The organism is Marinobacter sediminum, from assembly GCF_016820575.1.
Classification (GTDB): Bacteria; Pseudomonadota; Gammaproteobacteria; order Pseudomonadales; family Oleiphilaceae; genus Marinobacter; species Marinobacter sediminum.
On record NZ_JAEMQH010000002.1, the window covers coordinates 719,467 to 745,503 of the forward strand.

The following is a 26,037-nucleotide window of genomic DNA, read 5'->3' on the forward strand; positions in this document are numbered from 1 at the left end:
CAGGAGCTAAAGGTGGAATCAGAAGTTTCAGTCTGGTATCTCGTATCCAATGCCGGTGTGCTGGTGCAGCTTGTCATGTTGCTGCTGGCGCTGGCTTCCGTGGTGTCCTGGGCGCTGATTTTTCAGCGCCTTCAGGTATTCCGAAAGGCCAAGCAGTCCCAGCTGGCTTTTGAGGAGCGATTCTGGTCCGGCATGGATTTGGGGCAGCTTTACCGTGAAGTGAATGCCGAGCCAACTCCATTTTCTGGCATGGAATCCGTGTTCCGTTCAGGTTTCAAGGAGTTTTCCCGTCTGCGTCAGCAAAGTCGGGACGCGGACGCGGTCATGGAAGGCACCCAGCGCGCAATGAGAGTGGCCTTCTCCCGGGAGCAGGAACGCCTGGAAACCCATCTGCCATTTCTGGCAACGGTGGGGTCGACCAGTCCCTATATCGGCCTGTTTGGTACGGTTTGGGGCATCATGAACTCGTTCCGGGGCCTGGCCCAGGTGCAACAGGCCACCCTGGCTACGGTTGCTCCCGGTATTTCCGAGGCTCTGATTGCAACCGCGATGGGTCTGTTTGCCGCTATTCCGGCGGTTATCGCCTACAACCGGTTCTCGGCCATATCCGACGCCTTGCTCAAGAACTACGAAACCTTCGCTGAGGAGTTTTCGAGCATTCTGCATCGCCGTGTTCACCACAGTGAAAAGAGTGCCGCGTAAATGTGCTTGTTCGGTGATGGTTGGAGGATAACGCGATGAAAGGCATGGGCATGATGCCGCAGCATCGGCGAAAGCCGATGTCAGAGATCAACGTGGTGCCGTACATCGACGTCATGCTGGTGCTGCTGGTTATCTTCATGGTAACTGCACCCATGTTGACTCAGGGCGTAAAGGTGGATCTGCCGGAAACGACGTCGGATCCAATTCAGGCTGACAAAAACGTCGAGTCGATCGTAGTGTCGGTAGATGCCAATGGCGCCTATTACGTTGAAGTTGGGGATCGCGGCAGTGACCCTATGTCTCTGACTGAGGTTCGGGAACAGATTGCCAAAATTCTTTCACAGCGTGCCAACAGTGAAATCCTTGTGCGTGGCGACGAGCACGTGGAGTACGGAACCGTGGTTCGGCTGATGGCAGAGTTGCAGGGTGCAGGTGCCGGGAGTATCGGTTTGATCACTGAATCACCCCTGGACGACAAGTGATACCAGTGCAGGCAGGTATTTTGTGATAGGTCACGAGCGTGAAGTAACCAGCACGGGCGTTCCACCCTGGAAATCACCCGTTGCCTTGTCGCTGATATTGCACCTGGTCATCGTGGGTGTCGCGTTGGCGGGCTGGACCTGGAGCAGTCCGGAGCACGAGCCACCGCCACGCAGCATCTCCGCTCGATTGGTCACCCAGCAGCAGCCGGAGCCCAGTCCGATAGAGGCCCTGGATGATCAGCCGGACCGTGACGAAGAGCGACGGCTGGAAGAGCAGAAGCGCGAGGCGGAGGAGAAACGGAAGGAAGAGGCCCGGAAACTGGCCGAACAGAAGGCCAAAGAAGAGGCTGAACGTAAGGCTCAGGAGCAAGAGCAAGAGCGTCAGCTGGCTGAGAAGCGCAAGCGCGAAGAAGCAGCGAAGGCCAAGGAGGCTGCCCGTCAGAAAGCGGAAGCCGAGGCGAAAGAGCGCGAACGTCAGAAAGCCGAGGCAGAGAAAAAACGCCAGGAAGAGCAGCGCAAGGCCGAGGCTGAAGCTGAAAAGAAGCGCAAAGAAGAGCAGCGTAAGCGTGAAGAGGCGGAGCGCAAGAAGCGGGAAGAAGAGGCCCGAAAGGAAGCCGAGCGCAAACGTCAGGAGGCGGAGCGTCGGTTGAAGGAAAAGCAGTTGGAAGCGTTGGCTGAGGAAGCCAGCGAGGCCAAGCAAGCCGAGGCCCGGCGGCAAGCTCAAGCGGCGGCTGCCAAGGCCCGCGAGGCGCAGATGCTGACGGAAAGTGAGAAGTATCAGGCACTGATCCGCGAACGGCTCAGTCAGGCCTGGTACCCGCCTTCGTCGGCCACTGAGGAAATGACAGCGCGCCTACAGATTACCTTGTTACCCACGGGCGAGCTGGCCGGCGTTAAATTGGTGAGCAGCAGTGGCAACACCGCTTTCGATAATTCGGCACTGAGCGCCGTACGTTCGCTCAGTCGGTATCCGATTCCGGATAAGCGGGACACTTTCGAGCGGTATTTCCGCCAGTTCACCATCGAGTTCAACCCTCGCCGGTTGAAATAGGGAATGGAACACACTTTGACACAGCGGGCTTGGACCATGTTGTTAAGAAAGCTAGTTACAGTGCTGACTTTGGCGCTGGTTGCAGCGGGTACAGCGCGTGCCGAGTTGTTGATTCGTATCACCGAGGGTGCCGACGCTGCCGTTCCGATTGCGGTGGTGCCATTCGCTGAATCCGGCAACATCCCCCCCGGCGACAAGCTCAGTACCATCGTTCGAAGCGATCTCGCCATGAGTGGCGAATTCAGTCCGTTGCCGGCGGAAAAAATGCTCAGCCTGCCGTCTAAGCGGGAAGACGTGTTTTTCCGGGACTGGCGTTTGCTTGGCCAGCGTTATGTCCTGGTCGGTGAGCTGACTCGCCAAGGCGACCGGGTCTCAGCCCGCTATGAACTGTTCGACGTGAACACCGAGGAGCGTTTGCTCGGTGAAACCGCTGCTGCACCGGCCAGCAACCTGCGCTCCCTCGCCCATCATGTCAGTGACAAGGTGTACGAGGCCATCACCGGGGTACCAGGTGCATTTTCTACCAAGCTGGCTTATGTGACTCTGGATAAGTTTAATGACAAACCGCGTTACCGGCTGCAGGTAAGCGATGTTGACGGCAAGCGGGCGCGGATCCGGCTGGAAAGTCAGGAACCGATTCTCTCGCCGGCTTGGTCACCTGATGGCAAGAAGCTGGCCTATGTTTCTTTCGAAACCGGCAAGCCCGTTATTTTTGTGCACGAATTGTCCAGCGGGAAGCGCACCAAGGCGGCGGATTTCCCGGGCCTGAATTCGGCGCCAGCCTGGTCCGAGGATGGTCGCTCGTTGCTGATGACGTTGTCGAAAGACGGCAACGCCGAGATCTATCGAATGGATTTGGCCACCAAGAAACTGACCAAGATCACCAACCACTGGGCGATCGACACGGAAGCCAGCTGGGATCACACTGGCAATGGCCTGTTTTTCACCTCTGATCGCTCCGGCGGCCCGCAGATTTATTACAAGGAGAGCGAGCGTGCCTCGCCCCGTCGGATCACCTTTGGCAGCCGTTACAATGCGCGGCCAAGGCCGGATAACAGCGGTAATTTTGTCTATTACGTGCATCAAAGGGATCGGGCGTTCCACATCGCCCGGACCAACCTGAAAACCGGTGAGGAGACGATTCTCACCCGAACCGAATCCGATGAATCCCCAAGCGTGTCCCCGAACGGCCGCATGCTGATTTATGCAACCAAGCAGGGCGCAGACAGTGTGCTTACGGTTATCTCAGCCGATGGCGGTGCCGCGTACAGTCTTCCGGCTTCGGAAGGTGATGTTCGTGAACCTGCCTGGGGGCCGCTGGTGCGGTAACAGGCAGATGGTTATGCCTGTCAATTGATTCAGAAAGCAAGTCCACCAACTGAAAGGAAAGTGTTATGAAGTTGTCAGCTCAATCCAAGGCTTTTGCAGTCCTTCTGTCCGCCGGTCTGTTTGCTGGCTGTAGCTCCACGGGTGAAACGCAGGACGACGGCGCTTATGGTTCCGACGTGGCCGCGATTGATCAGGAAGGCGGTTCCACTGTTTACGGTGGCGATGACCAGGCTGGTGTGTCTTCCTCAGCGATGACCGAAGAGGAGCGCATGGCGGCCCAGCAGCAGGCCGAGCAGCAAGCGCTGCGCGATATCACCGTATTCTACTTTGATTTCGATACTGCCGAGATCAAGCAGGAAGCGCGTGACGTACTGGTGGCTCACGCCCAGTTCTTGGCCAACAACCCAGGTCAGCAGGTCCGTCTTGAAGGCCATGCCGACGAGCGTGGTACTAAGGAGTACAATTTGGCACTTGGCGAGCGTCGTGCTAACGCCGTTCAGCGTTTCCTTATCGTAAACGGTGCTTCACGCGGCCAGATGGAAACCATAAGCTATGGTGAAGAGAAGCCGGCGGTCATGGGATCCTCAGAAAGCGACTGGGCCCAGAATCGTCGTGTGGAGCTCGTGTTCGAGTAAACACACCAGAAGTCGGGAATGCCCATGAGAACAAGACTCATGGCGACAGTGGCCGTCTCGCTTGCCCTCGGGCATGCGGGCGCGGCTCTGGCGCAATCGTCTACCCCCGCGTTCCAGAACACCGGTTCGGAAGCGCAGCGGAAAGCTAATAGCAGTCAGGCGACAGCCGAACTGTTCTATATGATCCAGCAGTTGCAGGGCGAAGTTCGTCGCTTGCAGGGTGAGGTCGAAGAGCAGAGGCATGAGATCGATCGTCTGAAAGAGCAAGGCCGGGATCGTTACATCGATCTCGATCAGCGTATTCTGGACCTGTCCGAGAAGGTTTCTGCGCAGCCGCAGCCGCAGGCTTCGGACGCCGGTACAGGAGGAGTTGGGGCTGGCAGTAATGCCGGTACGGCTACCAAGGAATACCGCCAGCCCGGTGCCGAGGAGCGCAAAGCCTACCAGGACATTGTCGATCTGATTCGAAATCAGAAGAAGTACGATCAGGCGATCAGCCAGTTGTACGAGTTCATCGACAAGCACCCGGAAGGAGACCTCACCGTTAACGCCTATTACTGGCTGGGAGAGGTTTACCTGGTCAAGCCTCAGCTCGAGCAAGCTAAGCAGGCGTTCACCATCGTTGCCACACGCTATCCGGATCACCGGAAAGCGCCTGACGCGGTCTACAAGCTGGGTGTCACGCTGGATCGCCTGGGTGAGTCCGAGGAAGCCAAACGTCGCATGAATACCGTTGTCACGGACTATCCGAACAGCAGTGCGGCCAAGCTGGCCAAGAAGTTTTTGGACTCCGGCAGCTCTTAAGTCGGCGTCGAGGGAAAAATGTTGAGAAACCTGAAAAAAAGGGGTTGATCAGCGCCAAAAAATCATTACTATATGCGCCTCGTTTGGGTCGTTAGCTCAGTTGGTAGAGCAGTTGGCTTTTAACCAATTGGTCGAAGGTTCGAATCCTTCACGACCCACCAAACAAGATTTCCGAGCAGGCTGAGTTGCTCGGAAATGGGTCAGGAAAAGATGTCTGGCCGGCAGTTCCGGGTCGTTAGCTCAGTTGGTAGAGCAGTTGGCTTTTAACCAATTGGTCGAAGGTTCGAATCCTTCACGACCCACCAAATGCTAAAGCCCGAAAGGGTTTTTGCGAAAAAAGAGCCTTCGGGCTCTTTTTTTTTGCGTATAAGTTACTACCTACTCAATGAGGGCACTTAAATCCTCATCAGAGTTCTGTTACCACGCCGTGTCAGAACCCGAATTTGAAGGGTGTAAAGTGGTATACTTCCATAGACATAGCAACACAGAGACGCAGTAATGACCCGAGCTGAAGATCGTATCCTTGTCCAGGAACACCTTGCCCACGCGGCAGAGCCAAAACCGCTAAGTGCTGACGAGAAGGCTGATCTTGAGGCTCGCATCAAGGCTGCCCTGAAGGCCGAAGATGCGGTTCTGGTGGCTCATTACTACACCGATCCGGATCTCCAGCGCCTTGCGGAAGAGACCGGAGGTTGCGTTGCCGACTCCTTGGAAATGGCGCGGTTTGGCAACCAGCACCCGGCGTCCACGGTTGTGGTGGCCGGCGTGCGCTTCATGGGAGAGACAGCAAAGATTCTCAATCCCGAGAAGCGCGTGCTGATGCCGACCCTCGAGGCCACCTGTTCACTGGACGTAGGCTGCCCGGCCGACGAGTTTGCCGACTTCTGCGACCAGCACCCGGACAGGACCGTGGTGGTGTATGCGAACACCTCGGCAGCGGTAAAAGCGCGAGCCGATTGGGTGGTCACCTCCAGCTGCGCCCAGGCCATCGTTGAAGATCTGGACGCCCGCGGCGAGAAGATCCTCTGGGCCCCTGACAAACACCTGGGGCACTACGTCCAGAAGACCACTGGGGCTGATATGCTGCTCTGGGATGGCTCCTGCATCGTGCACGAAGAGTTCAAGTATCGTGGCCTGGAAGACCTGAAGGCCTTGTACCCCGATGCCGCCGTACTGGTGCACCCGGAGTCCCCGAGTGCTGTTGTGGATATGGCTGACGTGGTGGGGTCCACCTCGCAGTTGATTCACGCGGTGCAGACGCTGCCGAATGAGAAGTTCATTGTTGCAACGGACAACGGCATCTTCTACAAGATGCAGCAGCTCGCGCCCAAGAAGACGCTTCTCGAGGCGCCCACGGCTGGTAACGGTGCAACCTGTCGCAGCTGTGCCCATTGCCCGTGGATGGCCATGAATGGCCTGGAGAACCTGCTGCACGTTCTGGAGCAGGGTGATCAGGAGGTTCTGGTAGACGATGCTCTGCGGGAGCGCGCGCTCAAGCCGTTGCGGCGAATGCTCGATTTCACCGCGAACATGAACCTGAAAGCCGCGGGCAACGCCTGAGCGCTCCGGCCGTTAGCCTCGGCGCTGGGTGTTCAGGCGACGGGTGATTTCGGCCAGTCTTTCGGTGACAACCTGGCGTTGGGGTGAGCCAGCCGGTAGTTTCTCCTGGGCTTGCCGCAGTTGTCGTTGGGCCGCCTCCAGGTTGCCCATGAGCGCGTCGTACTCCGCCCGGGCCCGATGTACTCCAACGATGTTTCTCGCCATACCCTCTGCTTCGGCCAGTCTTAGCCAGAGGCCCTCCTGCCTTGGAAGCATTCGAGTGAGCTGTTTGAGGATGTCGGCCGCCGCGGTGCCATTGCCGCTTGCCAGCTCCGCTTCAGCCAGCGTGAACATGATTGGATAGTTGTCTGGGTTGCGTTTCAGAGCGTCTTTCAGCAAGGCGAGGGCTTCCTGCGTCCGTTCCTGGCCAATGAGAACGTCTGCCAAGGTGACCTGGTAAGTGATCCGCCCGGGTTTTTCATCCAGCAGGCTTTTGAGCAGCTCAATCGCTTTGTCAGGCTGGTTGTTCTTCTGATACGCCACTGCCAAGCCGTATCGGACTGAATCGTTTGGTTTTGTTCCGCTGCGGTCCAGATAGGCCTTAAAGGTTTCTACCGCGACATCGGCGGAAGCTGCATAGCGTACCTGCAACCGGCTCCGCATCAGGTGAAATTCCTGACTGTCGCGGACGGTTCGATCTGGGTACTGCTCCGCTCGGTTTCTGGTATCTGCGACCCGGCTCTGGGTCAGCGGGTGCGTAGACAGGTATTCGGGCGGCTGGTTACCTTGCAGCCTGTTCTGGCGCATCATGATTTCGAACATCTCGGGCATGCCGTCCGGATCCATGCCGGCGGATGCCAGAATGTCCAGGCCTACCCGGTCTGCTTCCTGTTCGTGGGCGCGGCTGTAGGCCAGCATATTCTGGACGGCGAGCGCCTGGGTGCCCGCGATTGCGGCGATGCCCAAGTCGGACTGAGTGACCGCAGACAGCACGATGCCGGCAATCATGCCGGCGATGGTCAGTGGCGCGCTGGTTTCCTGCTGCTCGAGGCGTCGGGCGAAATGCCTCTGGCTGAGGTGGGCAAGCTCGTGCGCGAGTACCGAGGCAAATTGCTGCTCAGTGGTAGCGTTCAGGAACAGGCCGCCGTTGACTCCTACAATGCCGCCTGGCACCGCAAAGGCGTTGATCGCCGGGCTATCGATTAGCGCTAGCGTCAGGTCCCGCTCTCGGAGTGGGGCGGAGGGCACCAGTTGATAGGTAATCGCGGTCAGGTAGTCAAATACTAGAGGGTCGGTGATCCTTGGCGCTGAGCGGCGGATCGATACCATGACCTGTTCGCCAATCTCGGACTCCTGCTGGCCAGATATCAGTCCGCCACCTGCGCCACCAATGCTTGGCAGCTCGGTTTCCTGGGCCTGAAGTGGTGAAACCACGAGAAAAAGGCCAAGGGCGAGAGTCCATGCTTTGGCGGCATACTTTGGGCGAGGTCTGGTTCGGGAAGAAGTCATGTAGCGAGTATTGCCTTCCATTCTGTGTGTCATAGAGACAGAAGCCTACGATAAAAAGTTCTGACTTTTCGATTAAAAACTATTGTGGTGCAATACATTACCACTGGCGGCATAATGCCAGCCCGTTAATTCGCTTTACAGTTCTGCGTTGGTGTTTGTCTCCTATGGTTGATCGTACTCTGGATGCTTCCGGGCTTCTTTGTCCCATGCCGCTGCTGAAAACCAAGCTTGAGCTCAATAGCATGACCCCTGGCGAAGAGCTTGAGGTTATTGCCACCGACTCTGGTTCTGCTCGCGATATCCCCGCCTTTATCAAGCTGTCCAGTCATCAGCTGGTGAGCTCGGCTGAGACCGATGGCCAGTACCGGTTTGTGATAAAGTGCGGCGCATAACCTTTCGGAGATACTGATGCTCAGGATTTTACGCGGTCTGGCCCACAAGTACTTTTCCGATGAAGAAGCGGTCATCCTGTTTCTGATTCTGGTTACCGGTACCGTCTTTGTGATCTGGTTTGGGGCCATGCTGGCGCCCGCCATCGCTTCGCTGATCATTGCCTTTATTTTACAGGGGCTGGTGACCAAATTGACCAAGCTGGGCGTTCCTGAAGTGGTCTCCATCGTCAGCGTGTTCCTGGTCTTTCTCGGTATTCTCGTGGGTGTCACCTTTGGCCTGTTGCCGTTGATCTGGACTCAGCTTAGCAATCTTGCCGGTGAAACTCCGCGGATTATCGGAGAGTTGCAAACCTATCTTGAGTTGCTTCCTGAAGAGTATCCGCAGCTGATTTCTGCCGACGCGGTCAACAAGCTGTATCAGCAGGTGTCGACCGAAGTAGGTCACATGACCCAGTGGCTGGTGTCGTTCTCGCTCTCCAGTATCCCGGATCTCGTGGCCCTGCTGATCTACATGGTCTTGGTGCCGATCCTGGTGTTCTTCTTCCTGAAGGACCGGGAAGTGTTGCTTGGGGCTATTGGCCGGCTCCTTCCGCCGCAGCGCCCGATGATGCTGCAGATTTGGCATGAGGTGAATCTGCAGTGTGCTAATTATGTGCGCGGTAAAGCGGTCGAGATCCTTATCGTGGGTGGTGCCACCTACGTGGCCTTCAAGCTGCTCGGCATGCCTTATGCTGCGCTACTGTCTTTGTTAGTGGGGCTGAGTGTAGTGATTCCCTACATTGGCGCCGCGGTAGTGACCGTTCCTGTTGCGATGATTGGCCTCTTTGCCTTTGGTTGGGGCAGCCACTTTATCTGGGTTATGGTGGTTTACGGTGTCATTCAGGCGCTGGACGGAAACGTTCTGGTGCCGGTACTGTTCTCTGAGGTGAACAACCTTCACCCGGTGGCCATCATCGTAGCGGTTCTGTTTTTCGGCGGTATCTGGGGCTTGTGGGGAGTGTTTTTTGCCATTCCCCTGGCGACGATGCTCAAGGCCGTTTTTGCTGCCTGGCCGGTGAAGGATTACGTGCCACCACCAACAGTGGGGCAGTCATGAACCAGGAAGTTGAACAGCCGTGAGCCGGATTTCGGTTCAGGCCCTCGGGGGAACATTCGAACACAGGGAATCCCGAGTCTTTAATTCCCTTGTGTCAGTTCGTGCCCAACATTACCATATCGGTTTTATTCGGACGGAGCTTTTATGATTACGGGTAGCCTTGTCGCACTGGTCACGCCCATGGATCCAAACGGTGAAATTCACTGGCAGGAACTGGATCGGCTGGTGGACTTTCATATCGAAAATGGCACCCATGGCATCGTTGCTGTGGGTACCACGGGTGAGTCCGCAACCCTGGATCCTGAAGAACACTGCAAGGTGATAGGTCATATCATAAAGCGTGTGGACGGTCGGATTCCTGTCATTGCGGGTACCGGTGGTAACAGTACTCGCGAGGCGATCGAGCTCACCACGGAAGCTCACAAGCTGGGCGCCGATGCCTGCCTGCTGGTTGTGCCTTATTACAACAAGCCGACGCAGGAAGGGCTGTACCAGCACTTCAAGACCATTGCCGAAGCCGTCCCAGGCATGAAGCAGATGCTCTATAACGTGCCAGGTCGCACCGCTTGCGACATGCTCAACGAAACGGTTCTGCGGCTTGCCGACATTCCCAACATCGTGGCCATCAAGGACGCAACCGGCAACATCCCCCGTGGCGCCGAGTTGATTGAAGCTCTGGAAGGTCGCCTTGCGGTCTACTCAGGCGATGACGCCACCGCCGCTGAGCTGATGCTGGCGGGCGGCAAGGGTAACGTTTCGGTTACCGCGAACGTTGCCCCCAAGGGCATGTCCCAGCTTTGTGAAGCCGCCATTGCCGGCAATCGCGAAGAAACCGAGCGCCTCAACGAACTGTTGATGCCCCTGAACCGCAAGCTGTTCCTTGAGGCCAATCCTATCCCGGTAAAATGGGCATTGCACCGCATTGGAATGATCAGCGAAGGCATCCGCTTGCCACTGACGCCGCTGAGCGAGAAGTTCCACGCAGAAGTGGAAGATGCGCTGAAAGCCTCAGGTGTGCTCTGAGTTTACTGAAACTGTGTTCAACCCGGAGTAACCCGATGCCGGTTCTTCTTGGAACCCGTAGTACCTTGTTGTCAAATTCCCTGACTGTTGCCTCCGGATTGCTGCTGGTATCAGCGCTGTCCGGATGTGGCATGCTGGAAGACCGATCTGAACGTTATGTATCCGCCAAAGAAGGAAAGCTGCTGCAGCTTCCGGCCGGTTCCGAAAAAGCCAATTTCAGTCAGGTGATGCCCATCCGGGATGTCGCCGTGGCGGATTCCAGTAAGCTGTACCCGTCCAGTATTCCCAACCCGCCAGACATGACTTCTGAAATTCTCGATGAGAACTATGCTGTTGAGGAGCTAGATGGCCGGGTTTGGTTGTTGGTGAACGATGTTCCCGGTCGGATTTGGCCTGCGGCCAACGCCTACATGACAAGCCGAGGTCTGGGAGTCAGCTACGACAGCCCGCAGCTGGGTCTGTTGCAGAGTGAACTGCTTAACTTCAGCAAGCGCGCCCGCGAATTGGCCGAGCTGCCCGAAAATCCTGGTGCGGAAGAGTCCAAGGTAGTGCTGCAGGTCCGGATGGCACCGGGCGTTCGGCGCAAGACCACCGAGATCCAGGTTCGTAAGCTGACTGTGGAGGGCCAGCCTCAGGAGTTAGTGCCTTGGTCGGGGATAGCAAACCCAACTCCAGAGGCATTGGAATTGCAAAAGCGGTTGCTGGCCGACATGGGCGATTTCCTAAAGGCCCGAGAGGAGAACAAGTCCTTCTCCCGGGCGGCGTCTGGTATGGTCAGCGATCCTCTGGTCAAACTCATCTCGAGCGACGAGGAGACTTCAGCGATCCGCATGAGCCTGGATTACGGCCGCTCCTGGGCGGAGGTGAGTCGGGCGCTGACGGAGGCCAAGGTTCCGGTGGTGGATCTGAACCGCAGTGAAGGCTGGTTCTACGTGGACTACCGCACTGAAGACGAACGCGAACCGGGTTGGTTCAGCTGGTTCAGGGACGCAGAAGAACCCCGGCATACCCACACTGTTACTCTGATGCAGGGTAACAAGGACATCGTGATTACTGCTGAACGGCTGCCGAGCTACGACGGTGAGCAAACGGCGTCGGATCTGCTGACAGAACTGTTCGACTATCTATACTGATTGAGTGGTTGCCGCTGGTTCGGCACCACTTCGGAGACCCCAATGGAAAAGCGTGAAGAGCTATACGCCGGCAAGGCAAAGTCTGTCTACAAGACCGACAACCCGGACCGATTCATCCTTGAATTTCGGGATGACACCTCGGCCTTTGACGGCGAAAAGAAAGAGCAGCTCAACCGCAAAGGCATGGTTAACAACAAATTCAATGCCTTCGTAATGGAAAAGCTTGAGGCTGCGGGCGTACCGACTCATTTCGAAGGCCTGCTGTCTTCAACTGAGTCCATCGTGAAGAAACTCGACATGATCCCGGTGGAGTGTGTGGTGCGGAATATTTCCGCCGGCAGCTTGTGCCGTCGAATTGGTGTGGAAGAGGGCGTTGAGCTGAAACCCTCTACCTATGAGTTGTTCCTGAAGAACGACGCACTGCATGATCCGATGGTCAACGAATCGCTGGCCGTGAGCTTTGGTTGGGCTTCGGCCGACGAGCTGGAACGCATGAAGCAGCTGACCTACCAGGTGAATGACGTGCTGAAGGCTCTGTTTGATGACGCCGGTATGCTGCTCGTGGATTACAAGCTGGAGTTTGGTCGCAGTGGTGGCGAGATTGTCCTGGGGGATGAGTTCAGTCCTGATGGCTGCCGCATCTGGGACAAGGAAACCCGTAAGAAGATGGATAAAGATCGGTTTCGCCAGGGACTGGGTGATGTGATTGAAACCTATGAGGAAGTGGGGCGCCGTTTAGGCATCCAGTTCGATTAATCCAGACACACAACAAAGAAAAGGTGTTCTATGCGTAACTTGATTGTCGCTGCCGGTGGTTCCTTGCTTCTGGCCGCACCCTTCGCCCACGCGGACGTGGTAGGTCTTGGTGCAAGTGTAAGTTACTGGGATTCAGAGCTGACAGGTGAGGCTGCAGACAAGCGCGGTGGCCAGGTGGATGTCGAGAATGACCTGGACCTTGAAAACGATTCCAACACGAATGCTTCTTTGTATTTTGAGCATCCCGTCCCGGTGCTGCCTAACGTGAGGCTCAACTACACTCTGGTCCAGCAGAGCGGCCGCGGTGAATTGGGCGCTAACTTTGGCGGTATTGTTAATGTAGGATCAGGCGTGGATGTTCGGTCCGAGCTGGATCTGGAACAGCTGGACTTCACGTTCTATTACGAAGTGCTTGATAACTGGGTCAATCTGGATCTTGGTCTCACTGCCCGTGATCTTTCCGGTGAGCTGGTAGTTCGTCAGATTGGCGGAGCTGGCCAAGCGAGCAAGACCGAAGTGGATGCGGTTCTGCCCATGGGGTACCTGGCTGCCCGGTTCGATTTACCGCTGACCGGCGTGTCGATTGGCGCTGAAGGTAATTTCGTCAGCTACAGCGGCGATTCCCTTCACGACTTTAACGCGTACGGCCAGTTTGAAATGGCTGTCATTCAGCTGCGAGCTGGCTACCGCCAGATGTCGATTGATTACGAAGATGATGACGACAGATTGGACGTCGAGATTGATGGGCCGTTTGTCAGTGCTGGAGTTGTATTTTAAAGGGAGTTTAACGTGAAGATTCTCGTGACCGGAACGGCGGGCTTTATTGGCTCGCACCTGGCGCATCGCTTGCTGGACCGTGGCGATGAAGTAATCGGCGTTGATAACGTCAACGACTATTACGACGTCAACCTGAAAGAGGCTCGTTTAGCGAGACTGACAGGCAAGGCCGGTTTTACTGAGGTTCGTCAGGATGTTGCGGACCGGAGCGCCATGGAGGCGCTCTTTGCAAAGCACAAGCCCGAGCGCGTCGTCCATTTGGCCGCTCAGGCAGGCGTTCGCTACTCCATCGAGAATCCTCACGCTTATGTCGACGCCAACCTTGTAGGGTTTATGAATATCCTGGAAGGTTGCCGTCACAATAACGTCAAACACCTTGTCTACGCCTCCAGCAGCTCGGTGTACGGCGCTAACGAAACCATGCCTTTCTCTGTGCATGACAACGTCGATCATCCTCTGAGCCTCTACGCGGCCTCCAAGAAGGCCAACGAGTTGATGGCTCACACCTACAGCCATCTCTACAATCTGCCCACCACCGGCTTGCGGTTCTTTACTGTGTACGGTCCCTGGGGCAGGCCTGATATGGCGCTGTTCATCTTTACCAAGAAGATTCTGGCAGGCGAGCCAATCGATGTGTTCAATCACGGCCAGCACCGGCGTGATTTCACCTACATCGATGACATTGTCGAAGGCGTGATTCGTACCCTCGATCATGTTGCGGAACCCAATCTGGAATGGACAGGTGAGAATCCGGATCCAGGCACCGGCAAAGGTCCTTACCGGATTTACAACATCGGAAGTAATAACCCGGTTGAGTTGTCGCGCTTCATTGAAATCATTGAAGAGCGTGTCGGCAAGAAAGCAGAGAAAAACCTGCTGCCATTGCAGCCTGGGGATGTCCCGGCCACCTACGCCAATGTGGATGACCTGATTGCCGATGTCGGTTACAAGCCCGGCACAACAGTGGAAGAGGGTATTGCCAATTTTGTTGACTGGTATCGTGAGTTTTACGACGTCTAGCGAACGACTGTGATGTTCATGTAAGTGAATGCCGGGCCAGAAAAGGCTCGGCAGAACTCGGTCCTATTCGAGATCGACGAACAACCTTTGCAGTGATTGTGAACCCGGCTAAGCTTCTACTATCCTCTGGTAAAGCTTAGATGGGCAAACAACGGATGTTCGAGCATTGAAGGCCCTCAGGCGCTGGCTGCGCCCCCTCAAACGATGGTTCAATCGCTTAGTCCGCGTAGATGCGGGTATCTTCCTGTCTCTAAAAATTAGCCCCGATTGTTCATCTAGCTCGACTGACGTTGGGCTGTTGCGGGAGATGACAGGTGCGCCAATGTTAAGGGATGGTCTCCCAGTTTCTAAGGCGGAGTTTGTCAGGCGAGTGAGCGAAGGCCACAAGTTTTACGAGTTGCTTGTTGGTGATAAGCCCGTAGTTTATGGCTGGGTCGCCTGCGAAGGAGCTCATGTGAGTGTCTTGCACCATTTAAAGCTGACAATACCTGGCAATGCAATTTATGTCTGGGATGTGGCTACAGCGCCAGAGCACAGGGGTCAGGGTTTGCTTGGTATCATGCTGAATGAAATCTTTAACTTGCACCGTCCGTCAACCAGGGTTGCATGGAGCGCCGTAGCCGTCAGTAATCATGCCTCAAGGCGGGCGCTGGCAAAGGCGGGTTTCAACCCGATGTTTACCTATTTTACTATGCAGTTTTTGGGTCGAACGATCTTCAGTGCCGTGCTGAAAAAGGGAAGACTGGTGCGGGCACAGCCGGTATTTGATTGTCTAGGCCTGGAGCCCGTGCCAGTTTGATTTCTAAGAGCCTACTTAAGGCTGTATTCAGGCTCGGGCAAGCGGATCTGGACGCGCCGGCGTTCCAATGGGCAGTCGAATTCCAGAAAGTAAGCCAATAGTTGCAGAGGCTCTTGTGCAGGACGACCATAAAGCCGGTCACCAATGATGGCGTGGCCGATGCCTGCTAGGTGCTTCCGGATTTGGTGCTTTCGTCCTGTTTCAATGCTTACCTGTAGCAGCGATGTCTGATCGGTTTCGTTAATGCTGACGGTTGAGATTCTGGTAATGGCCTCTTTGCCGTCGATCGGGGCATCTATGAGTTGATCCTGAGCGGTAATCTCGCCACGCACCCGTGCCTGGTAGTGCTTGGTGATCGCTCGTCCCGAGAAGCACTTTGAGAGCGCGCCAGCGGCCTTGGAGTCGTGAGCAATAAGCATCAGCCCGGCGGCATCTGCATCCAGGCGATGAATCAGAAAGCAATCCCGGCCAAGAGCTAATTCCGCTTCGCGAAGCAGACTGCAATGATCGCCCCACTGTGAGCCCTGGGCCAACAGGCCGTGAGGCTTAAACCAGATGGAGTAGCGGCGCCTGTCTTCCAGCAGGGTGGCAGGTTCCGGTTTGCGGGCGAGCACGGCCTCATCGTAAAAGAGTTGCAAGCGCGTGCCGGCTCGTACTTCCCGTTTGGCTTTACGCAGTCGAACTCGTTTGCCTTTGTGCGTCCACCAGCATGCGCCCTTGCTCATGGCGTCTTTGATGCGCTGTTTGGGCAGTCCCGAGGCTTCGCTGAGTGCGTCGACCGCAGTCTGCGAGTGTTCCAGTGTGAAGTCGATGGTGGTTCGCATGGGGGAAATACCGGGCAAGAGGTCCGGGGAAGAGAGTATAGATATCCGGACATAAAAAAAGCCAGTTCTTACGGTGTCGCAAGTAACTGACTTTCTATGCAGAAGTGGTAGGACCAGGCAGATTCGAACTGCCGACCTCTGCCATGTCAAGGCAGCGCTCTAACCAACTGAGCTATGGTCCTGTGTCCTGCAACGGGGACGCAATATACTGATTCTACGGTTTTTGGTCAACTACTTTCACGAGGTTTTCTGATTGCGCAGCCAAGTCTTGAGCGCTTTGCTGAGTGCACCCCAGCGGTTGACCAATAATGCAGCAAAAATAAGGGCACAGCCGCCAAGCTGCAGGCCGCTCATGGTTTCTCCAAACCAGAGGGCCGCAAACAGGCTTACCCAAACCGGCTCCAGGATCAGGATAACTACGCCATGGCTGTGGGCCGATAGGCTCTGTGCGTAGGTTTGTATCAGGAAGCGACCGGCAGTGCCGATTATGGCGCTGGCCAGGATCCAGCCGACCAGAGCGCCAGATGGCTCGAACAAAGCCTTTTGCCAGGGCTCAAGCACTGATGATGCGGCAAGTGTGACAAATCCTACTGTGGTGAGCACCAGGCTGGTCAACGGTAGGGCCGGCACCCGGCGTTTTTCGATGGTTTCACCGCGCCGATTGATCACCGTGCGCTGGTTCGCAGCCCGGGTGTTCATGGTGAAGTACAGCGCCAGGATAAAAGCTGCGCCGACAAAGAATAGTTGGGCCGGTTCCGGCCTGAAGCCATTCTTAAGTGACAGCAGGGCAAGCCCGGCAACTGCAATGGGAATGGCGATCCAGGTGCTTTTAGGTTGCTCCTCTTTGAACAAAAGTCTGGCAAGGATCGGAACGATCACCACACCCAGACTCGTCAGGAATGCACCTTCACCCATGCTCTCGCCATGGAACAGGCCCATGATCCAGAAGGTCATGGCGACTCCAAATACCAGGCCAACGCCAAGGCTTCGGCGAATCTGATCTGCGCTGAGACGGGATAGGGGGCGCCACGCGACAATCGCCAGAACGAAACCGGCGAGGAGGAAACGCTCTGCCATGAAAAGAAGAGGCGGCATCAGCAATATCGCCTCCTTGGAGAAGATCCAACTGACCGCCGCTATCAAAGTAACGGCGAACAACAAAGCATCGGATTTTTGAGTATCGGACATGAATAACCGCTTGAGCGTCGATCAGTAGAATGGCAAACGGATCAATGTATAGTTTGCGAACTAAAAAGGAAAGGTGGCCAGTTATTTTGCAACCTGGGCAGGCCCGTCCTTGGGCCTTATTTTTGTCTTAATAACAGATGGTTAGAAAGTTAGTTGTTGAGTGTTGAGTAGACCAAAGTCGACATGTCGGTGTCTTTGGATCCAGGCGCCTCGATGTAGCGGTCGCCGGAGCCCCAACACTGCCACCAGGCTCCCGGCGATGGTCACTTCGTAGATCCCATCGCCGTCTGTGGTTATCAATCGGGCAGACACCACAGAGTACCGGTTCAGGGAATTTTTTAGTGAGAGTTCCAGGCGATCTGCCACCACCTGCGGGCCCTGAATCGAGGCGGCGACCAAAATCGGCTCTCCGCGGGTGAAGCGGTATTGCTCGAGAATAAAGTTAAATTGGCCGTTATTGCCCAGCGGAAGGCTGACCGGTTCGTAGCGATTGCCGCGATAGCCCTCGGCTCGTGGGTCGGGACTCAGCCAACTAAAACTGGCGTGGCTGCTTGAGGCTAACCAATAGGCTGTTCCTGCAAAAAGCGAAGGAGCTACAGCCAAGACCACATTCAGAACCAGCCTGACTTCTGGTTGGCCTCAAAGCCAAATCGTAAGCGAACCTCATCCCCGACCAATGCTGGATCCAGTCCGTAGGTCATTCCCCAGTCACTTCGGCGCAGCGTAGTCTCGGCGCTGATCCCCAGGGTGAAGTCCTCATGCCCGATCGGGTAGTCAGCGGATTTATTAAGCGTCACATCCAAGATGACCGGGTTGGATTGTCCCAACATAGTCAGATCTCCGGTCACTTTGCCGGTCTTTTCACCGGTTGCTTCAAATCCAGTGAGGTTGAAGGTGATTTCCGGGTATTTGCTGCTATGCAGAAAATCTGAACCTCGAAGATGCTCATCCCGCTTTTTATGGTTGGTGAACACGCTACGACTTTCGAACACCAGGGTGCCTGATTCCAGCTCGCCGGTGGCGTCGTCGTATACAAACTGTCCTTCCACGTCCCGGAACATGCCGATCACCGGGGCGTAACCGATATGCATGATTTCAAAGGACATGGAAAAGTGATCGGAGTCCACTTCAAACGTAGCAGGTTCGGCAAATGTCGTGGCGGGCATAGCGCAAGTACCTAGAATTAGAGCACAGCATGCGGCTTTGCCAATGGGATTTCCGTTAATCATGGGAGAACCTCCTTCGATGAAGCCAGCGAATATCCAGTCCAAATGACCATGCCAACAGGGCCAGAGCCGTGGCCAGTGTGGTACCGGCAAACGCAGGCGATACGGGCGGCAGCAATGCCACCATCAGGGTAACGAGTTGCCACACGCAGACAGTTTTGCGCCGGAAACTGTCGGGAAGCGGGTGCTTAAGCCAATGCCAGATTGTGCTCCCAGAGATAAAAGCATAGCGCATCAGACCTAAACAGAGCACCCACGCTCCAGCTTTGTCCAGAGTCATAACCGCTATGCACAAACCGAGGATAAGAGCGGCGTCCAGCTCCATATCAAAGCGTGCGCCAAACCGGCTCTGACATCGATTGGCCCGTGCCAGCGCGCCGTCCACGCCGTCCATTAGCAGGGCGGTCAGGGCAACGATGGCGTAAGTCCAAAGCTGGGCATCAAGGTGCCCTTTGGTCAGATGCCCGATAAAGGGAGCACTGGCCACGAGCGTCACAACCAGTGAGCTTCGAGCCAGGGTCGCCCGGTTGGCGGGGTTGAAGTCCTGGTCCGCAGGCCAGTGCCTGAAAACGCACCACCCAATGAATGCAAATAAACCGACAGCAATCGCCGGTGCAGCCGGCGTGAGCTGCCAGAACCAGGCCGCGGCCAGGCAGGCTGTAGCGGTTAATGCAAAGCCCCAAACCAGGTCCTGATGGATGGATAAGCCTGGCGGAGCCGTGTTGTCTCGAGAATCCATAGCTGAGCCCTAGCGTATAGCTACTACACGGTGCAGACAGTGAAACACTCACAGACTGACTATAGTTGTGAAGAGCTAAGGGTGCTTACGCACAAGCGTGGTGTTCGGACCCAGTTTTCATTGGAAAAAAACAGGGAGAGGGCGGTGCAGCTGGATAACAGGCAGGAAATGGGGGATAGCCTGGCATGGTGGGTGACCGGGCCGGGCGAAGGGATGCTGTCGCATGCGCCGGTGCGCTCCGAGAAGACCAATACCAATTGTGGGTGGGTAACCGTTGAAGCTCTTTATTCCGGTATCAGCCGAGGTACTGAAGCATTGGTTTTCCGGGGGCAGGTCCCAGAGAGCGAATTTCAGCGTATGCGTGCTCCGTTCCAGCAGGGTGAATTTCCGTTTCCGGTAAAATACGGCTATGCCAATGTTGGACGGGTGGTTTCCGGGCCAAAACATTTGGAAGGCCGACTTGTCTTTTGCCTGTTTCCTCATCAACAACGCTTTCAGGTGCCTCAGGAAGCCGTGCAATTGATTCCTGACAATGTTCCGGCTGAACGTGCGGTGCTGGCGGCCAACCTGGAAACCGCGATCAACGGCCTGTGGGATGCCTTGCCGACCGTTGGCGATCGAATCCTGGTAGTTGGGCTGGGCGTGGTCGGGTTGCTGGTCGCGTGGCTGGCCAGGCAGATACCGGGGGCTCACGTCACCGCTATTGACCTCAACCCGGCAAGACGCGCCCAGGCGGAGGCCTTGGGGCTCAAGTTTGCAGAGTGCCCTGACGAAAACGACTATGACCTGGTGTTTCACACCAGTGGCCACCCATCGGGCCTAACCACGGCATTGTCAGTCGCGGGTCAGGAGTCCAAGGTTGTTGAAATGAGCTGGTACGGAAGCCGGAGAGTGGAAGTGCCTCTTGGCGAAGCTTTCCATTCCCGCCGGTTGACGCTCAGATCCAGCCAAGTCGGCCAGATTCCCTCCTACCAACAACCTCGATGGAACTATGGCCGGCGCATGAGGCTGGCGCTGGAGTTACTGGCCGATGACCGACTCGACTGCCTGATTACTGGGGAGACCCGGTTTGCCGATTTGCCAGAGGTTATGGGCGATATATTAGCGAATGACGGGCACACCCTGTGCCATCGAATTATTTACTAGTTTCCACCCACCGTTACCTTCCGGAGAACGATCTATGTTCAGCTTGACCGTCCGAGACCACATGATGATTGCCCATAGTTTTCGGGGCGAGATTTTCGGACCTGCACAGCAGGTCCACGGGGCAACTTACGTTGTGGATGTAGCCTTTGAGCGGCAGGAGTTGGATGCGGACAACCTGGTGGTCGATATTGGCCTGGCGGCGTCAGTGCTTAAAGACGTTCTCGCAGAATTCAACATGAAGAATCTGGACGACCTTGAGCAACTGCAGAGTCAGAATACCACTACCGAGTTCATGGCCAGGCAGGTGTTTGAGCGCATGGCAGCTGCGATCAGGACAGGGCGTCTGGGCGAGTCCGCCCAAGGTATGAACAGCCTGAAAGTGACCCTGTCTGAATCCCACATTGCCTGGGCCAGTTTCCATGGCAAGCTCTGATTTCAGCCCGGTCCTTCGATTTGTAGTGCCTGGTGATCCCGGTCAGAACACCGGTGGCTACCGCTATGTTCGTCGTGCTGTCGATGCAATAAACGAACTCGGTACCCGGGCTGTTGTCACCGGGCTGGCTGGGCAGTTTCCGCGTCCCGACCAGCGGGCACTGGCGGCGATGAATCATTGCCTGGAACAGTGCCCGGACTCAGCGGTGGTGGTGCTCGATGGTCTGGCTATAGGTGCCATGCCGCAGGTTATAGAGGAGCATGCGCAGCGTTTGAAGCTAATAGCGTTAATCCATCACCCACTTGCCGATGAAACGGGGTTGTCGGAGGAAGAACGCCAGTGGTTCTTCGAGCAGGAACGCCGCGCCCTGGCAGCCGTGGCCCATGTGGTGACTACCAGCGCGTTCACTGTTGGGCGCCTTGCGGCTTTCGGTGTTTCTGCTGACCGAATTGATACTGCGCATCCAGGCGTTGCAATCAAAGCCAGGCTTCAAACGAACAATGACGTCCGCCGTGCACCTGTTCCCCAGTTACTCTGTGTTGGCCATCTCTCTCAGCGCAAAGCGCAACATCAGTTAGTTAAAGCCTTACAGAACCTTCAATCCCTACCGTGGCATTGCACTCTCGCAGGTTCCCTGGATCGAGATTCTGCCTACAGTCAGGAAGTTGCCAATCAGATCCGAAAGGCCGGGCTGGAAGGGCGGGTAGAGCTCACCGGAGAAGTAGCCGAAAGACGGTTATTGGAGCTGTACCAACAGGCTGATGTGTTCGTGTTTCCCTCCCTCTATGAGGGCTATGGGATGGTGATTGACGAGGCCATTGCGTCTGGCTTGCCTGTCATAACCTCGGACGGTGGCGCTTTAGCCAACACTGGCGACCAGCCAGGTGTTCTTCAGTACCCGGCTGGCGACGTTGAGGCTTTGGAATCGGCGCTGCGAGCCTGGCTGAGTGATCCTGAAGGACTGGCACAGCAAACAACGCAGGCACAATGCCTGTCGAGCCCCCTTCGCACCTGGGAGAATGCTGCGCAGGTTTTTTTGAAGGTGGCAGGGTTGGGCTGCGTCGCGGCGGGCAGTGTGTTTGAGAATAGTTGGCTGGAACTCCGTGAAAGTGCGGACCACCAAGCGAGATCGATGGCGCTGACCGAAGCCGTGGATCGTTGGCTTCATCGGGATGTTGCCGGGCAAGTTGATGCCGGTTCCCGGGAGCCAGTGACGATTGTCGACCTGGGTACGGGGCGTGGATCCAACGCTGTGTTTCTGGCGCCGAGGCTCCTTGTGCCGAAGCAGTGGCTGCTGCTGGATCACGATGCCTCATTGCTGACGGTGGCGAAGGATCGGTTGACGCAACTGGGGGAATCGAGTTCGGTGGCTGAGGCATGGCTGACAGCTGACTCGCTGGCCGCACAGATTCCCTCTGAGGCAAGGCTGATCACCGCTTCTGCACTGATCGACCTTGTCTCAGAGGAATGGCTGGATGCGCTGGTGGCGTCGGCTGGGTCGCAGAGAGCCGCGCTGCTTGTGACCCTGAGTTACTCCGGCCAATTCCGTTTGGAACCCGAACACCCATGCGACGAGCGAGTGCAGACGCTGGTCAATCAGCATCAGAGAGGCGAGAAGGGAACCGGCCGGGCGTTGGGGCCAGATGCACCTCGCGTACTGGCAAAAAAACTGAAACAGGCGGGCCACTCCGTTGAAATCTCTGAAACCCCTTGGCGGCTCAATGCCCGTGATCGAGCACTGATCAGCCAGTTGCTGGAAGGTTGGGTGGCAGCAGCGGCTGAGCTGGCTCCTGATATCAACGGCGACGGTTCAGAATGGCTGTCGGATTGGTTGTCGGATCGAAAGCGTTGGCTGGCCGAGGGCCGTCTGTCGGTCAGCGTCCACCACTTGGATCTGATGGCGCTTCCTCCGGATCAAATCTCATGAGGCAGGTTGCTGCGCTTTGGCGCTGGCTCATGGCATTCCTGTTGCTGGCCGGTCTGGCTTTGTTTCTGGACCTGGATCGACTGTGGCTGGAGCTTCAGCGTTTACCAGCATCTTTGCTGCTACCGGTCTTAGCTCTGACGGTCTTTCAGGTAGGGTTGTCGGCCTGGCGCTGGCGATACACCGCCAAGCGTCTGGGTCTTCAGATGTCCTACTCCCGGGCTTTTCGCGAGTATTACCTGGCGAGCTTCCTCAATCAGGTGCTCCCGGGTGGGGTAATGGGGGATGCTGGTCGAGCTTGGCGGCACAGCCGGGAAACGGATAAGAAACTCGGGGCCGTGCATGCTGTAATTATTGAGCGTTTGTCCGGACAGTTTGCACTGTTTTTGGTGGTGGCCTGGGCAGTGGCGTGGCTGAGTGAGTCTGGTCGCTTCAGCCCGAACTTGTCAGTCGGTTGGCTACTTCCCGTCGTAGCCATTGGCAGCCTGGCTGTCGGCCTTTGGGGGATGCGCAGCAAAAATCGGGCTGGGCGCTATATACGCCGCCTGTGCAAGGACCTGTCACAGACGCTGTTTGGCTGGCAGGTCTTGCCGATTCAGTTGGGGACCTCTTTACTGGTGCTCGGGAGTTACCTCGCCGTCTTTTTTTTACTTGCCCAGCAGGCCGGATATATAGAACGGGAGGGCTCCGGGTTTTTAATGCTGGCACTTTGCAGTTTGTTGCTATTAAGCATGGTGATCCCACTGACAGTAGCTGGCTGGGGCGTGCGAGAAGGGGCGGCAGCCGTTTTGTGGCCATTAGCCGGGTTGCCCGCTGAGCAGGGCGTGGCCCTGAGTGTGGCTTATGGAGTTTTGGTGTTGATCTCGTCCTTCCCGGGGCTGGCTGTGTTGCTTAGGAGGCAGTCCCCGGTAGGGGTGAAAAACGGGAACCGGCTTACGAAAACTCCAGGTCAAACAACATATCGCTGCCCAGATTGATCAGCTGGGATTTAGGGCGCAGGGCGCCATCGAGTTGATCGATCTCCGGCAGCGAGAAAGCGGGCCGCCCACTGCCAATGATCATTGGCGCCACCATGACATGCAGGCGGTCCAGCAGGCCAGCGTTAAGGAAAGACGACACTGTCAGGCCACCGCCTTCGATAAAGATTTTTCGCAGGCCAAAATCACTCAGCACCTGCAGAATCACTCGAGGGTCAACAGGCTCGGTTTGTTCTCTATCGCCCAGACAAGCGACTTCGGTGACCTGACCATACTCCCTTGCCACTGACTGCGAGTCGTACTGACCAGCAACCAGCCTGATTGTCCGGGATTTTCCATCGGTAAACAGGTGATGGCTTTGGGGTACGCGGCGATGCCGGTCGATCACAACGCGAACTGGATTTGGGCCAGTAGTGCGACGGACCGTCAGCATCGGATTGTCAGTGGCTGCCGTTCCCGCGCCAACTACCACAGCGTCTGAAACCGCTCGAATTCGATGAAGATGAGTGATGCCGTCATCGCCGTTTATGAACCGTGATCGGCCCGTGACTGTCGCTATTCTGCCGTCCAGGCTCTGGCCCAGCTGACCGATAACACGAGGTGCCGAATCAGCTGATATCGGGCGGCACAATGGCAGGAATGTCGAGAGAAGATCGTGGGCTTGGGGAGTGGCTGGATGCAGAAGATGCCAGGCACCTGTGCCGTTTAGGCGCACCGCTGGTTGATCACTTTCCGGCAATGCCAGTGTCACATTGCTGCAATCTATTGCATCCAAAACCAGCTGCCAGGCGGCATCGCAGTCCATGGGTAGAGCGGTCATAAAGATCTCGTTCTGTAGCCGTTGAATTTAGTATAGGCAGTTTGTCTGGAAAGCTATATGTACGTTACATTTCCAGTTTGATTCACTTTACGGGTAAGTTCCGGAATAGTGTGGATTCCAGATTTCCTGGCGTCCCGGCAGAGGGTAGAGGCAACCAGCATGCGGTACCTGCAATCGTTCAATCGTCGGCTGCGCCAGGTTCGAGACCAGAGTCGGCTGTCCCTATGGGACGTCGCCCACATGTGCGGTGTGGAGGAGGCTCAGGTTGAGAGTTGGGAAGCAGTAGATGCTCGGCAGCGTAGCTATCCCAATATTGGCCAGTTACTGGATTTCTGTTTCAGGTCAGAGACGCCCTTAGAGCAGCTGATCGATATTGAGGAGACTTCTGATGGCCAGCTGGAACTTCCGGGGCTTTCGTTCAGCCAAAGTGATGATTTGACGACGGCGCTGAAAGAGCTGGAGCGGGAAATTAACAGAGTTCAGCTGTCAGACGATGAGGTGGAGCTGTTGCGCCGGTTCCGCAATGCTACAGCAGAAAACCGGCGTATGATCCTACAGATTCTCGGCGGCTAGGCTCCGCCGAATGAATCAGTTGCCCTTCTTGTAAATGTTCTCATAAACGTAGTTGGTGGCTTCGACAAAGCCATCGATGCTGCCGCAATCGAACCGACGACCTTTGAACTGGTAGGCCAGAACACAGCCATTTTTAGCCTGTTCCATCAGGGCATCGGTGATCTGCACCTCGCCATTCTTGCCTGCTGGCGTCCGCTCGATAATGTCGAAGATATCCGGAGTGAGGATGTACCGGCCAATGATGGCAAGATTGCTGGGCGCATCTTCCGGTGCCGGTTTTTCAACCATGTCGGTGATGCGGTACAGACCGTCCTTCATTGACTCGCCTGCGATCACGCCGTACTTGTGAGTCTCATCCTCTGGAACCTCTTCGATCGCGACGATGGAGCAACGGAATTGGTTATACAGCTTCACCATTTGCGCCAGTACGCCGTCATCACCGTCCGGGCCCAGACAGAAGTCATCGGCCAGAACCACCGCGAAGGGGTTGTCACCAACCAGGTTTCTACCGGTCAGGATAGCGTGGCCCAGCCCCTTCATCTCATTTTGCCGGGTAAAGGCAAAGGTGTTGTTGTCGATAAGGTCGCGGATGGACGCTAGCAGGTCTTCCTTGCCGGACCCTGCAATCTGATGTTCCAGCTCATAGCTGATGTCGAAATGATCCTCGATTGCCCGCTTGCCCCGACCGGTAACAAACCCGAACTCGTGGATGCCCGCCTCGGCGGCTTCTTCCACGCCGTACTGGACCAGAGGCTTGTTTACGATCGGCAGAATCTCTTTGGGCATGGCCTTGGTGGCGGGGAGAAATCGCGTGCCATAACCGGCAACGGGAAACAGGCATTTTTTGATCATTGAGCTTTTCCTTTTTAGCGCAAACGAGTTCCCAGGGTGGGTTTGCAGTCGACTTAGTCTAGGTAATCACAAACCGTGCCGAGTGTAACGAAGTTGCCACCGGAAATGGAGTGCTAGCCGATTCTGGCAAGAAAAAGCAGCTATTTTGTTGCCAAATGTTTATTCGGATACAGGTTGATACAGTTAGTAAAGAGCTTTTAATTCCTTTGGTAAGGAACTGTATTTCCGCATTATAAAAGATGTTGTTTTTGGTGAGCGGCACTGGCTTGGTTATTCACTTCCCCGTTA

The 26,037-nt window shown here is 56.1% G+C and carries 28 protein-coding genes and 3 tRNA genes; 22 read left to right on the forward strand and 9 right to left on the reverse strand.

All coding sequences use genetic code 11. The features are described from left to right. The first annotated feature begins 12 nt into the window (after nt 1-12). From tolQ to nadA, 9 genes are all read left to right on the forward strand, one after another. Nucleotides 13-702 (forward strand): protein TolQ, encoded by a 690-nt coding sequence (gene tolQ / locus FGO67_RS10155; protein WP_203300587.1) that lies wholly within the window; start codon nt 13-15, stop codon nt 700-702. 35 nt (nt 703-737) lie between these two features. Beyond that, the gene (tolR, locus tag FGO67_RS10160) at nt 738-1,184 is read left to right on the forward strand and encodes a protein TolR (protein WP_203300588.1); all 447 of its coding nucleotides are present in this window, start codon (nt 738-740) and stop codon (nt 1,182-1,184) included. 22 nt (nt 1,185-1,206) lie between these two features. Continuing rightward, a complete protein-coding gene (gene tolA / locus FGO67_RS10165) occupies nt 1,207-2,235 on the forward strand; it encodes a cell envelope integrity protein TolA (protein ID WP_338039552.1) in 1,029 nt (342 codons plus the stop codon). Nucleotides 2,236-2,271: 36 nt separating this feature from the next. Then, nucleotides 2,272-3,564: a Tol-Pal system beta propeller repeat protein TolB gene (gene tolB, locus FGO67_RS10170; RefSeq protein WP_203300589.1), complete on the forward strand. Its 1,293-nt coding sequence runs from the start codon at nt 2,272-2,274 to the stop codon at nt 3,562-3,564. Between the two features lie 65 nt (nt 3,565-3,629). Next, complete coding sequence (gene pal, locus FGO67_RS10175) at nt 3,630-4,199, forward strand: peptidoglycan-associated lipoprotein Pal (RefSeq protein WP_203300590.1); 570 nt, start codon at nt 3,630-3,632, stop codon at nt 4,197-4,199. Nucleotides 4,200-4,223: 24 nt separating this feature from the next. Then, a complete protein-coding gene (gene ybgF, locus FGO67_RS10180) occupies nt 4,224-5,003 on the forward strand; it encodes a tol-pal system protein YbgF (protein ID WP_203300591.1) in 780 nt (259 codons plus the stop codon). An 85-nt stretch (nt 5,004-5,088) separates the two neighbouring features. Then, nucleotides 5,089-5,164, forward strand: a tRNA-Lys gene (locus FGO67_RS10185). 68 nt (nt 5,165-5,232) lie between these two features. Continuing rightward, nucleotides 5,233-5,308 (forward strand) — tRNA-Lys (locus FGO67_RS10190). A 193-nt stretch (nt 5,309-5,501) separates the two neighbouring features. Beyond that, nucleotides 5,502-6,563, forward strand: coding sequence for a quinolinate synthase NadA (nadA, locus tag FGO67_RS10195; protein WP_203300592.1), 1,062 nt, complete (start codon nt 5,502-5,504; stop codon nt 6,561-6,563). 12 nt (nt 6,564-6,575) lie between these two features. On the opposite strand, the gene FGO67_RS10200 is transcribed toward nadA, so the two are convergent. Beyond that, nucleotides 6,576-8,051, reverse strand: coding sequence for a M48 family metalloprotease (locus tag FGO67_RS10200; RefSeq protein ID WP_203301176.1), 1,476 nt, complete (start codon nt 8,049-8,051; stop codon nt 6,576-6,578). Nucleotides 8,052-8,215: 164 nt separating this feature from the next. On the opposite strand from FGO67_RS10200, the gene FGO67_RS10205 reads away from it, so the two are divergent. The 8 genes from FGO67_RS10205 (at nt 8,216) to FGO67_RS10240 (ending at nt 15,047) form a co-directional block, all read left to right on the forward strand. After that, on the forward strand, nt 8,216-8,443 hold the full coding sequence (locus tag FGO67_RS10205) for a sulfurtransferase TusA family protein (protein WP_041338199.1): 228 nt from the start codon (nt 8,216-8,218) through the stop codon (nt 8,441-8,443). Between the two features lie 16 nt (nt 8,444-8,459). Further along, nucleotides 8,460-9,539: an AI-2E family transporter gene (locus FGO67_RS10210; RefSeq protein WP_203300593.1), complete on the forward strand. Its 1,080-nt coding sequence runs from the start codon at nt 8,460-8,462 to the stop codon at nt 9,537-9,539. Nucleotides 9,540-9,683: 144 nt separating this feature from the next. Then, a complete protein-coding gene (gene dapA / locus FGO67_RS10215) occupies nt 9,684-10,562 on the forward strand; it encodes a 4-hydroxy-tetrahydrodipicolinate synthase (protein ID WP_203300594.1) in 879 nt (292 codons plus the stop codon). Between the two features lie 35 nt (nt 10,563-10,597). Further along, nucleotides 10,598-11,695, forward strand: coding sequence for an outer membrane protein assembly factor BamC (bamC, locus tag FGO67_RS10220; RefSeq protein WP_203300595.1), 1,098 nt, complete (start codon nt 10,598-10,600; stop codon nt 11,693-11,695). 42 nt (nt 11,696-11,737) lie between these two features. Further along, entirely contained in the window at nt 11,738-12,451 is a 714-nt protein-coding gene (gene purC / locus FGO67_RS10225; RefSeq protein ID WP_203300596.1) for a phosphoribosylaminoimidazolesuccinocarboxamide synthase, read from the forward strand. Nucleotides 12,452-12,481: 30 nt separating this feature from the next. Then, nucleotides 12,482-13,228: a TIGR04219 family outer membrane beta-barrel protein gene (locus FGO67_RS10230; RefSeq protein WP_203300597.1), complete on the forward strand. Its 747-nt coding sequence runs from the start codon at nt 12,482-12,484 to the stop codon at nt 13,226-13,228. Nucleotides 13,229-13,240: 12 nt separating this feature from the next. Continuing rightward, entirely contained in the window at nt 13,241-14,248 is a 1,008-nt protein-coding gene (locus FGO67_RS10235; protein ID WP_203300598.1) for an NAD-dependent epimerase, read from the forward strand. A gap of 370 nt (nt 14,249-14,618) precedes the next feature. Next, nucleotides 14,619-15,047 carry a GNAT family N-acetyltransferase gene (locus FGO67_RS10240; protein WP_203300599.1) on the forward strand — a complete coding sequence of 143 codons (429 nt, stop codon included), beginning with the start codon at nt 14,619-14,621 and terminating at the stop codon, nt 15,045-15,047. 11 nt (nt 15,048-15,058) lie between these two features. On the opposite strand, the gene FGO67_RS10245 is transcribed toward FGO67_RS10240, so the two are convergent. From FGO67_RS10245 to FGO67_RS10270, 6 genes are all read right to left on the reverse strand, one after another. Continuing rightward, nucleotides 15,059-15,871, reverse strand: coding sequence for an RluA family pseudouridine synthase (locus FGO67_RS10245; protein WP_203300600.1), 813 nt, complete (start codon nt 15,869-15,871; stop codon nt 15,059-15,061). Nucleotides 15,872-15,976: 105 nt separating this feature from the next. Next, nucleotides 15,977-16,053: transfer RNA gene (locus FGO67_RS10250), tRNA-Val, on the reverse strand. A 55-nt stretch (nt 16,054-16,108) separates the two neighbouring features. Further along, entirely contained in the window at nt 16,109-17,059 is a 951-nt protein-coding gene (locus FGO67_RS10255; protein ID WP_203300601.1) for a DMT family transporter, read from the reverse strand. Nucleotides 17,060-17,200: 141 nt separating this feature from the next. Beyond that, entirely contained in the window at nt 17,201-17,662 is a 462-nt protein-coding gene (locus tag FGO67_RS10260) for a hypothetical protein (RefSeq protein WP_203300602.1), read from the reverse strand. 8 nt (nt 17,663-17,670) lie between these two features. Next, the gene (locus tag FGO67_RS10265) at nt 17,671-18,225 is read right to left on the reverse strand and encodes a YceI family protein (protein WP_238942326.1); all 555 of its coding nucleotides are present in this window, start codon (nt 18,223-18,225) and stop codon (nt 17,671-17,673) included. 55 nt (nt 18,226-18,280) lie between these two features. Continuing rightward, a complete protein-coding gene (locus tag FGO67_RS10270) occupies nt 18,281-19,024 on the reverse strand; it encodes a CDP-alcohol phosphatidyltransferase family protein (protein WP_203300604.1) in 744 nt (247 codons plus the stop codon). Nucleotides 19,025-19,168: 144 nt separating this feature from the next. Here FGO67_RS10270 and FGO67_RS10275 point away from each other — a divergent pair, with 144 nt between their 5' ends. The 4 genes from FGO67_RS10275 to FGO67_RS10290 are packed head-to-tail and all read left to right on the forward strand — an operon-like array spanning nt 19,169 to nt 23,504. Next, nucleotides 19,169-20,170 carry a zinc-dependent alcohol dehydrogenase gene (locus FGO67_RS10275; protein ID WP_338039554.1) on the forward strand — a complete coding sequence of 334 codons (1,002 nt, stop codon included), beginning with the start codon at nt 19,169-19,171 and terminating at the stop codon, nt 20,168-20,170. Between the two features lie 34 nt (nt 20,171-20,204). Beyond that, complete coding sequence (locus tag FGO67_RS10280; protein ID WP_203300605.1) at nt 20,205-20,603, forward strand: 6-pyruvoyl trahydropterin synthase family protein; 399 nt, start codon at nt 20,205-20,207, stop codon at nt 20,601-20,603. Beyond that, nucleotides 20,590-22,530 carry a glycosyltransferase family 4 protein gene (locus tag FGO67_RS10285; protein WP_203300606.1) on the forward strand — a complete coding sequence of 647 codons (1,941 nt, stop codon included), beginning with the start codon at nt 20,590-20,592 and terminating at the stop codon, nt 22,528-22,530. Before FGO67_RS10280 ends, FGO67_RS10285 begins: the two co-directional genes overlap by 14 nt. 29 nt (nt 22,531-22,559) lie before the next feature. Then, on the forward strand, nt 22,560-23,504 hold the full coding sequence (locus FGO67_RS10290) for a lysylphosphatidylglycerol synthase transmembrane domain-containing protein (protein ID WP_238942327.1): 945 nt from the start codon (nt 22,560-22,562) through the stop codon (nt 23,502-23,504). On the opposite strand, the gene FGO67_RS10295 is transcribed toward FGO67_RS10290, so the two are convergent. After that, complete coding sequence (locus FGO67_RS10295; RefSeq protein WP_203300608.1) at nt 23,461-24,324, reverse strand: RibD family protein; 864 nt, start codon at nt 24,322-24,324, stop codon at nt 23,461-23,463. The genes FGO67_RS10290 and FGO67_RS10295 overlap by 44 nt on opposite strands. A 159-nt stretch (nt 24,325-24,483) precedes the next feature. Here FGO67_RS10295 and FGO67_RS10300 point away from each other — a divergent pair, with 159 nt between their 5' ends. Then, nucleotides 24,484-24,897: an XRE family transcriptional regulator gene (locus tag FGO67_RS10300; RefSeq protein WP_203300609.1), complete on the forward strand. Its 414-nt coding sequence runs from the start codon at nt 24,484-24,486 to the stop codon at nt 24,895-24,897. A gap of 15 nt (nt 24,898-24,912) precedes the next feature. Here FGO67_RS10300 and galU read toward each other — a convergent pair whose 3' ends face one another. After that, nucleotides 24,913-25,749: a UTP--glucose-1-phosphate uridylyltransferase GalU gene (galU, locus tag FGO67_RS10305; RefSeq protein ID WP_203300610.1), complete on the reverse strand. Its 837-nt coding sequence runs from the start codon at nt 25,747-25,749 to the stop codon at nt 24,913-24,915. Nucleotides 25,750-26,037 lie beyond the last annotated feature (288 nt).

Bases quoted from the DNA above. Each gene is read 5' to 3' on its own strand.
- tolR (WP_203300588.1), top strand. From the start codon at position 738: ATGAAAGGCATGGGCATGATGCCGCAGCATCGGCGAAAGCCGATGTCA.
- tolB (WP_203300589.1), top strand. From the start codon at position 2,272: ATGTTGTTAAGAAAGCTAGTTACAGTGCTGACTTTGGCGCTGGTTGCA.
- pal (WP_203300590.1), top strand. From the start codon at position 3,630: ATGAAGTTGTCAGCTCAATCCAAGGCTTTTGCAGTCCTTCTGTCCGCC.
- ybgF (WP_203300591.1), top strand. From the start codon at position 4,224: ATGAGAACAAGACTCATGGCGACAGTGGCCGTCTCGCTTGCCCTCGGG.
- nadA (WP_203300592.1), top strand. From the start codon at position 5,502: ATGACCCGAGCTGAAGATCGTATCCTTGTCCAGGAACACCTTGCCCAC.
- FGO67_RS10200 (WP_203301176.1), bottom strand. From the start codon at position 8,051: ATGACTTCTTCCCGAACCAGACCTCGCCCAAAGTATGCCGCCAAAGCA.
- FGO67_RS10205 (WP_041338199.1), top strand. From the start codon at position 8,216: ATGGTTGATCGTACTCTGGATGCTTCCGGGCTTCTTTGTCCCATGCCG.
- FGO67_RS10210 (WP_203300593.1), top strand. From the start codon at position 8,460: ATGCTCAGGATTTTACGCGGTCTGGCCCACAAGTACTTTTCCGATGAA.
- dapA (WP_203300594.1), top strand. From the start codon at position 9,684: ATGATTACGGGTAGCCTTGTCGCACTGGTCACGCCCATGGATCCAAAC.
- bamC (WP_203300595.1), top strand. From the start codon at position 10,598: ATGCCGGTTCTTCTTGGAACCCGTAGTACCTTGTTGTCAAATTCCCTG.
- purC (WP_203300596.1), top strand. From the start codon at position 11,738: ATGGAAAAGCGTGAAGAGCTATACGCCGGCAAGGCAAAGTCTGTCTAC.
- FGO67_RS10230 (WP_203300597.1), top strand. From the start codon at position 12,482: ATGCGTAACTTGATTGTCGCTGCCGGTGGTTCCTTGCTTCTGGCCGCA.
- FGO67_RS10245 (WP_203300600.1), bottom strand. From the start codon at position 15,871: ATGCGAACCACCATCGACTTCACACTGGAACACTCGCAGACTGCGGTC.
- FGO67_RS10255 (WP_203300601.1), bottom strand. From the start codon at position 17,059: ATGTCCGATACTCAAAAATCCGATGCTTTGTTGTTCGCCGTTACTTTG.
- FGO67_RS10265 (WP_238942326.1), bottom strand. From the start codon at position 18,225: ATGCCCGCCACGACATTTGCCGAACCTGCTACGTTTGAAGTGGACTCC.
- FGO67_RS10270 (WP_203300604.1), bottom strand. From the start codon at position 19,024: ATGGATTCTCGAGACAACACGGCTCCGCCAGGCTTATCCATCCATCAG.
- FGO67_RS10280 (WP_203300605.1), top strand. From the start codon at position 20,205: ATGTTCAGCTTGACCGTCCGAGACCACATGATGATTGCCCATAGTTTT.
- FGO67_RS10285 (WP_203300606.1), top strand. From the start codon at position 20,590: ATGGCAAGCTCTGATTTCAGCCCGGTCCTTCGATTTGTAGTGCCTGGT.
- FGO67_RS10290 (WP_238942327.1), top strand. From the start codon at position 22,560: ATGGCATTCCTGTTGCTGGCCGGTCTGGCTTTGTTTCTGGACCTGGAT.
- FGO67_RS10295 (WP_203300608.1), bottom strand. From the start codon at position 24,324: ATGACCGCTCTACCCATGGACTGCGATGCCGCCTGGCAGCTGGTTTTG.
- FGO67_RS10300 (WP_203300609.1), top strand. From the start codon at position 24,484: ATGCGGTACCTGCAATCGTTCAATCGTCGGCTGCGCCAGGTTCGAGAC.
- galU (WP_203300610.1), bottom strand. From the start codon at position 25,749: ATGATCAAAAAATGCCTGTTTCCCGTTGCCGGTTATGGCACGCGATTT.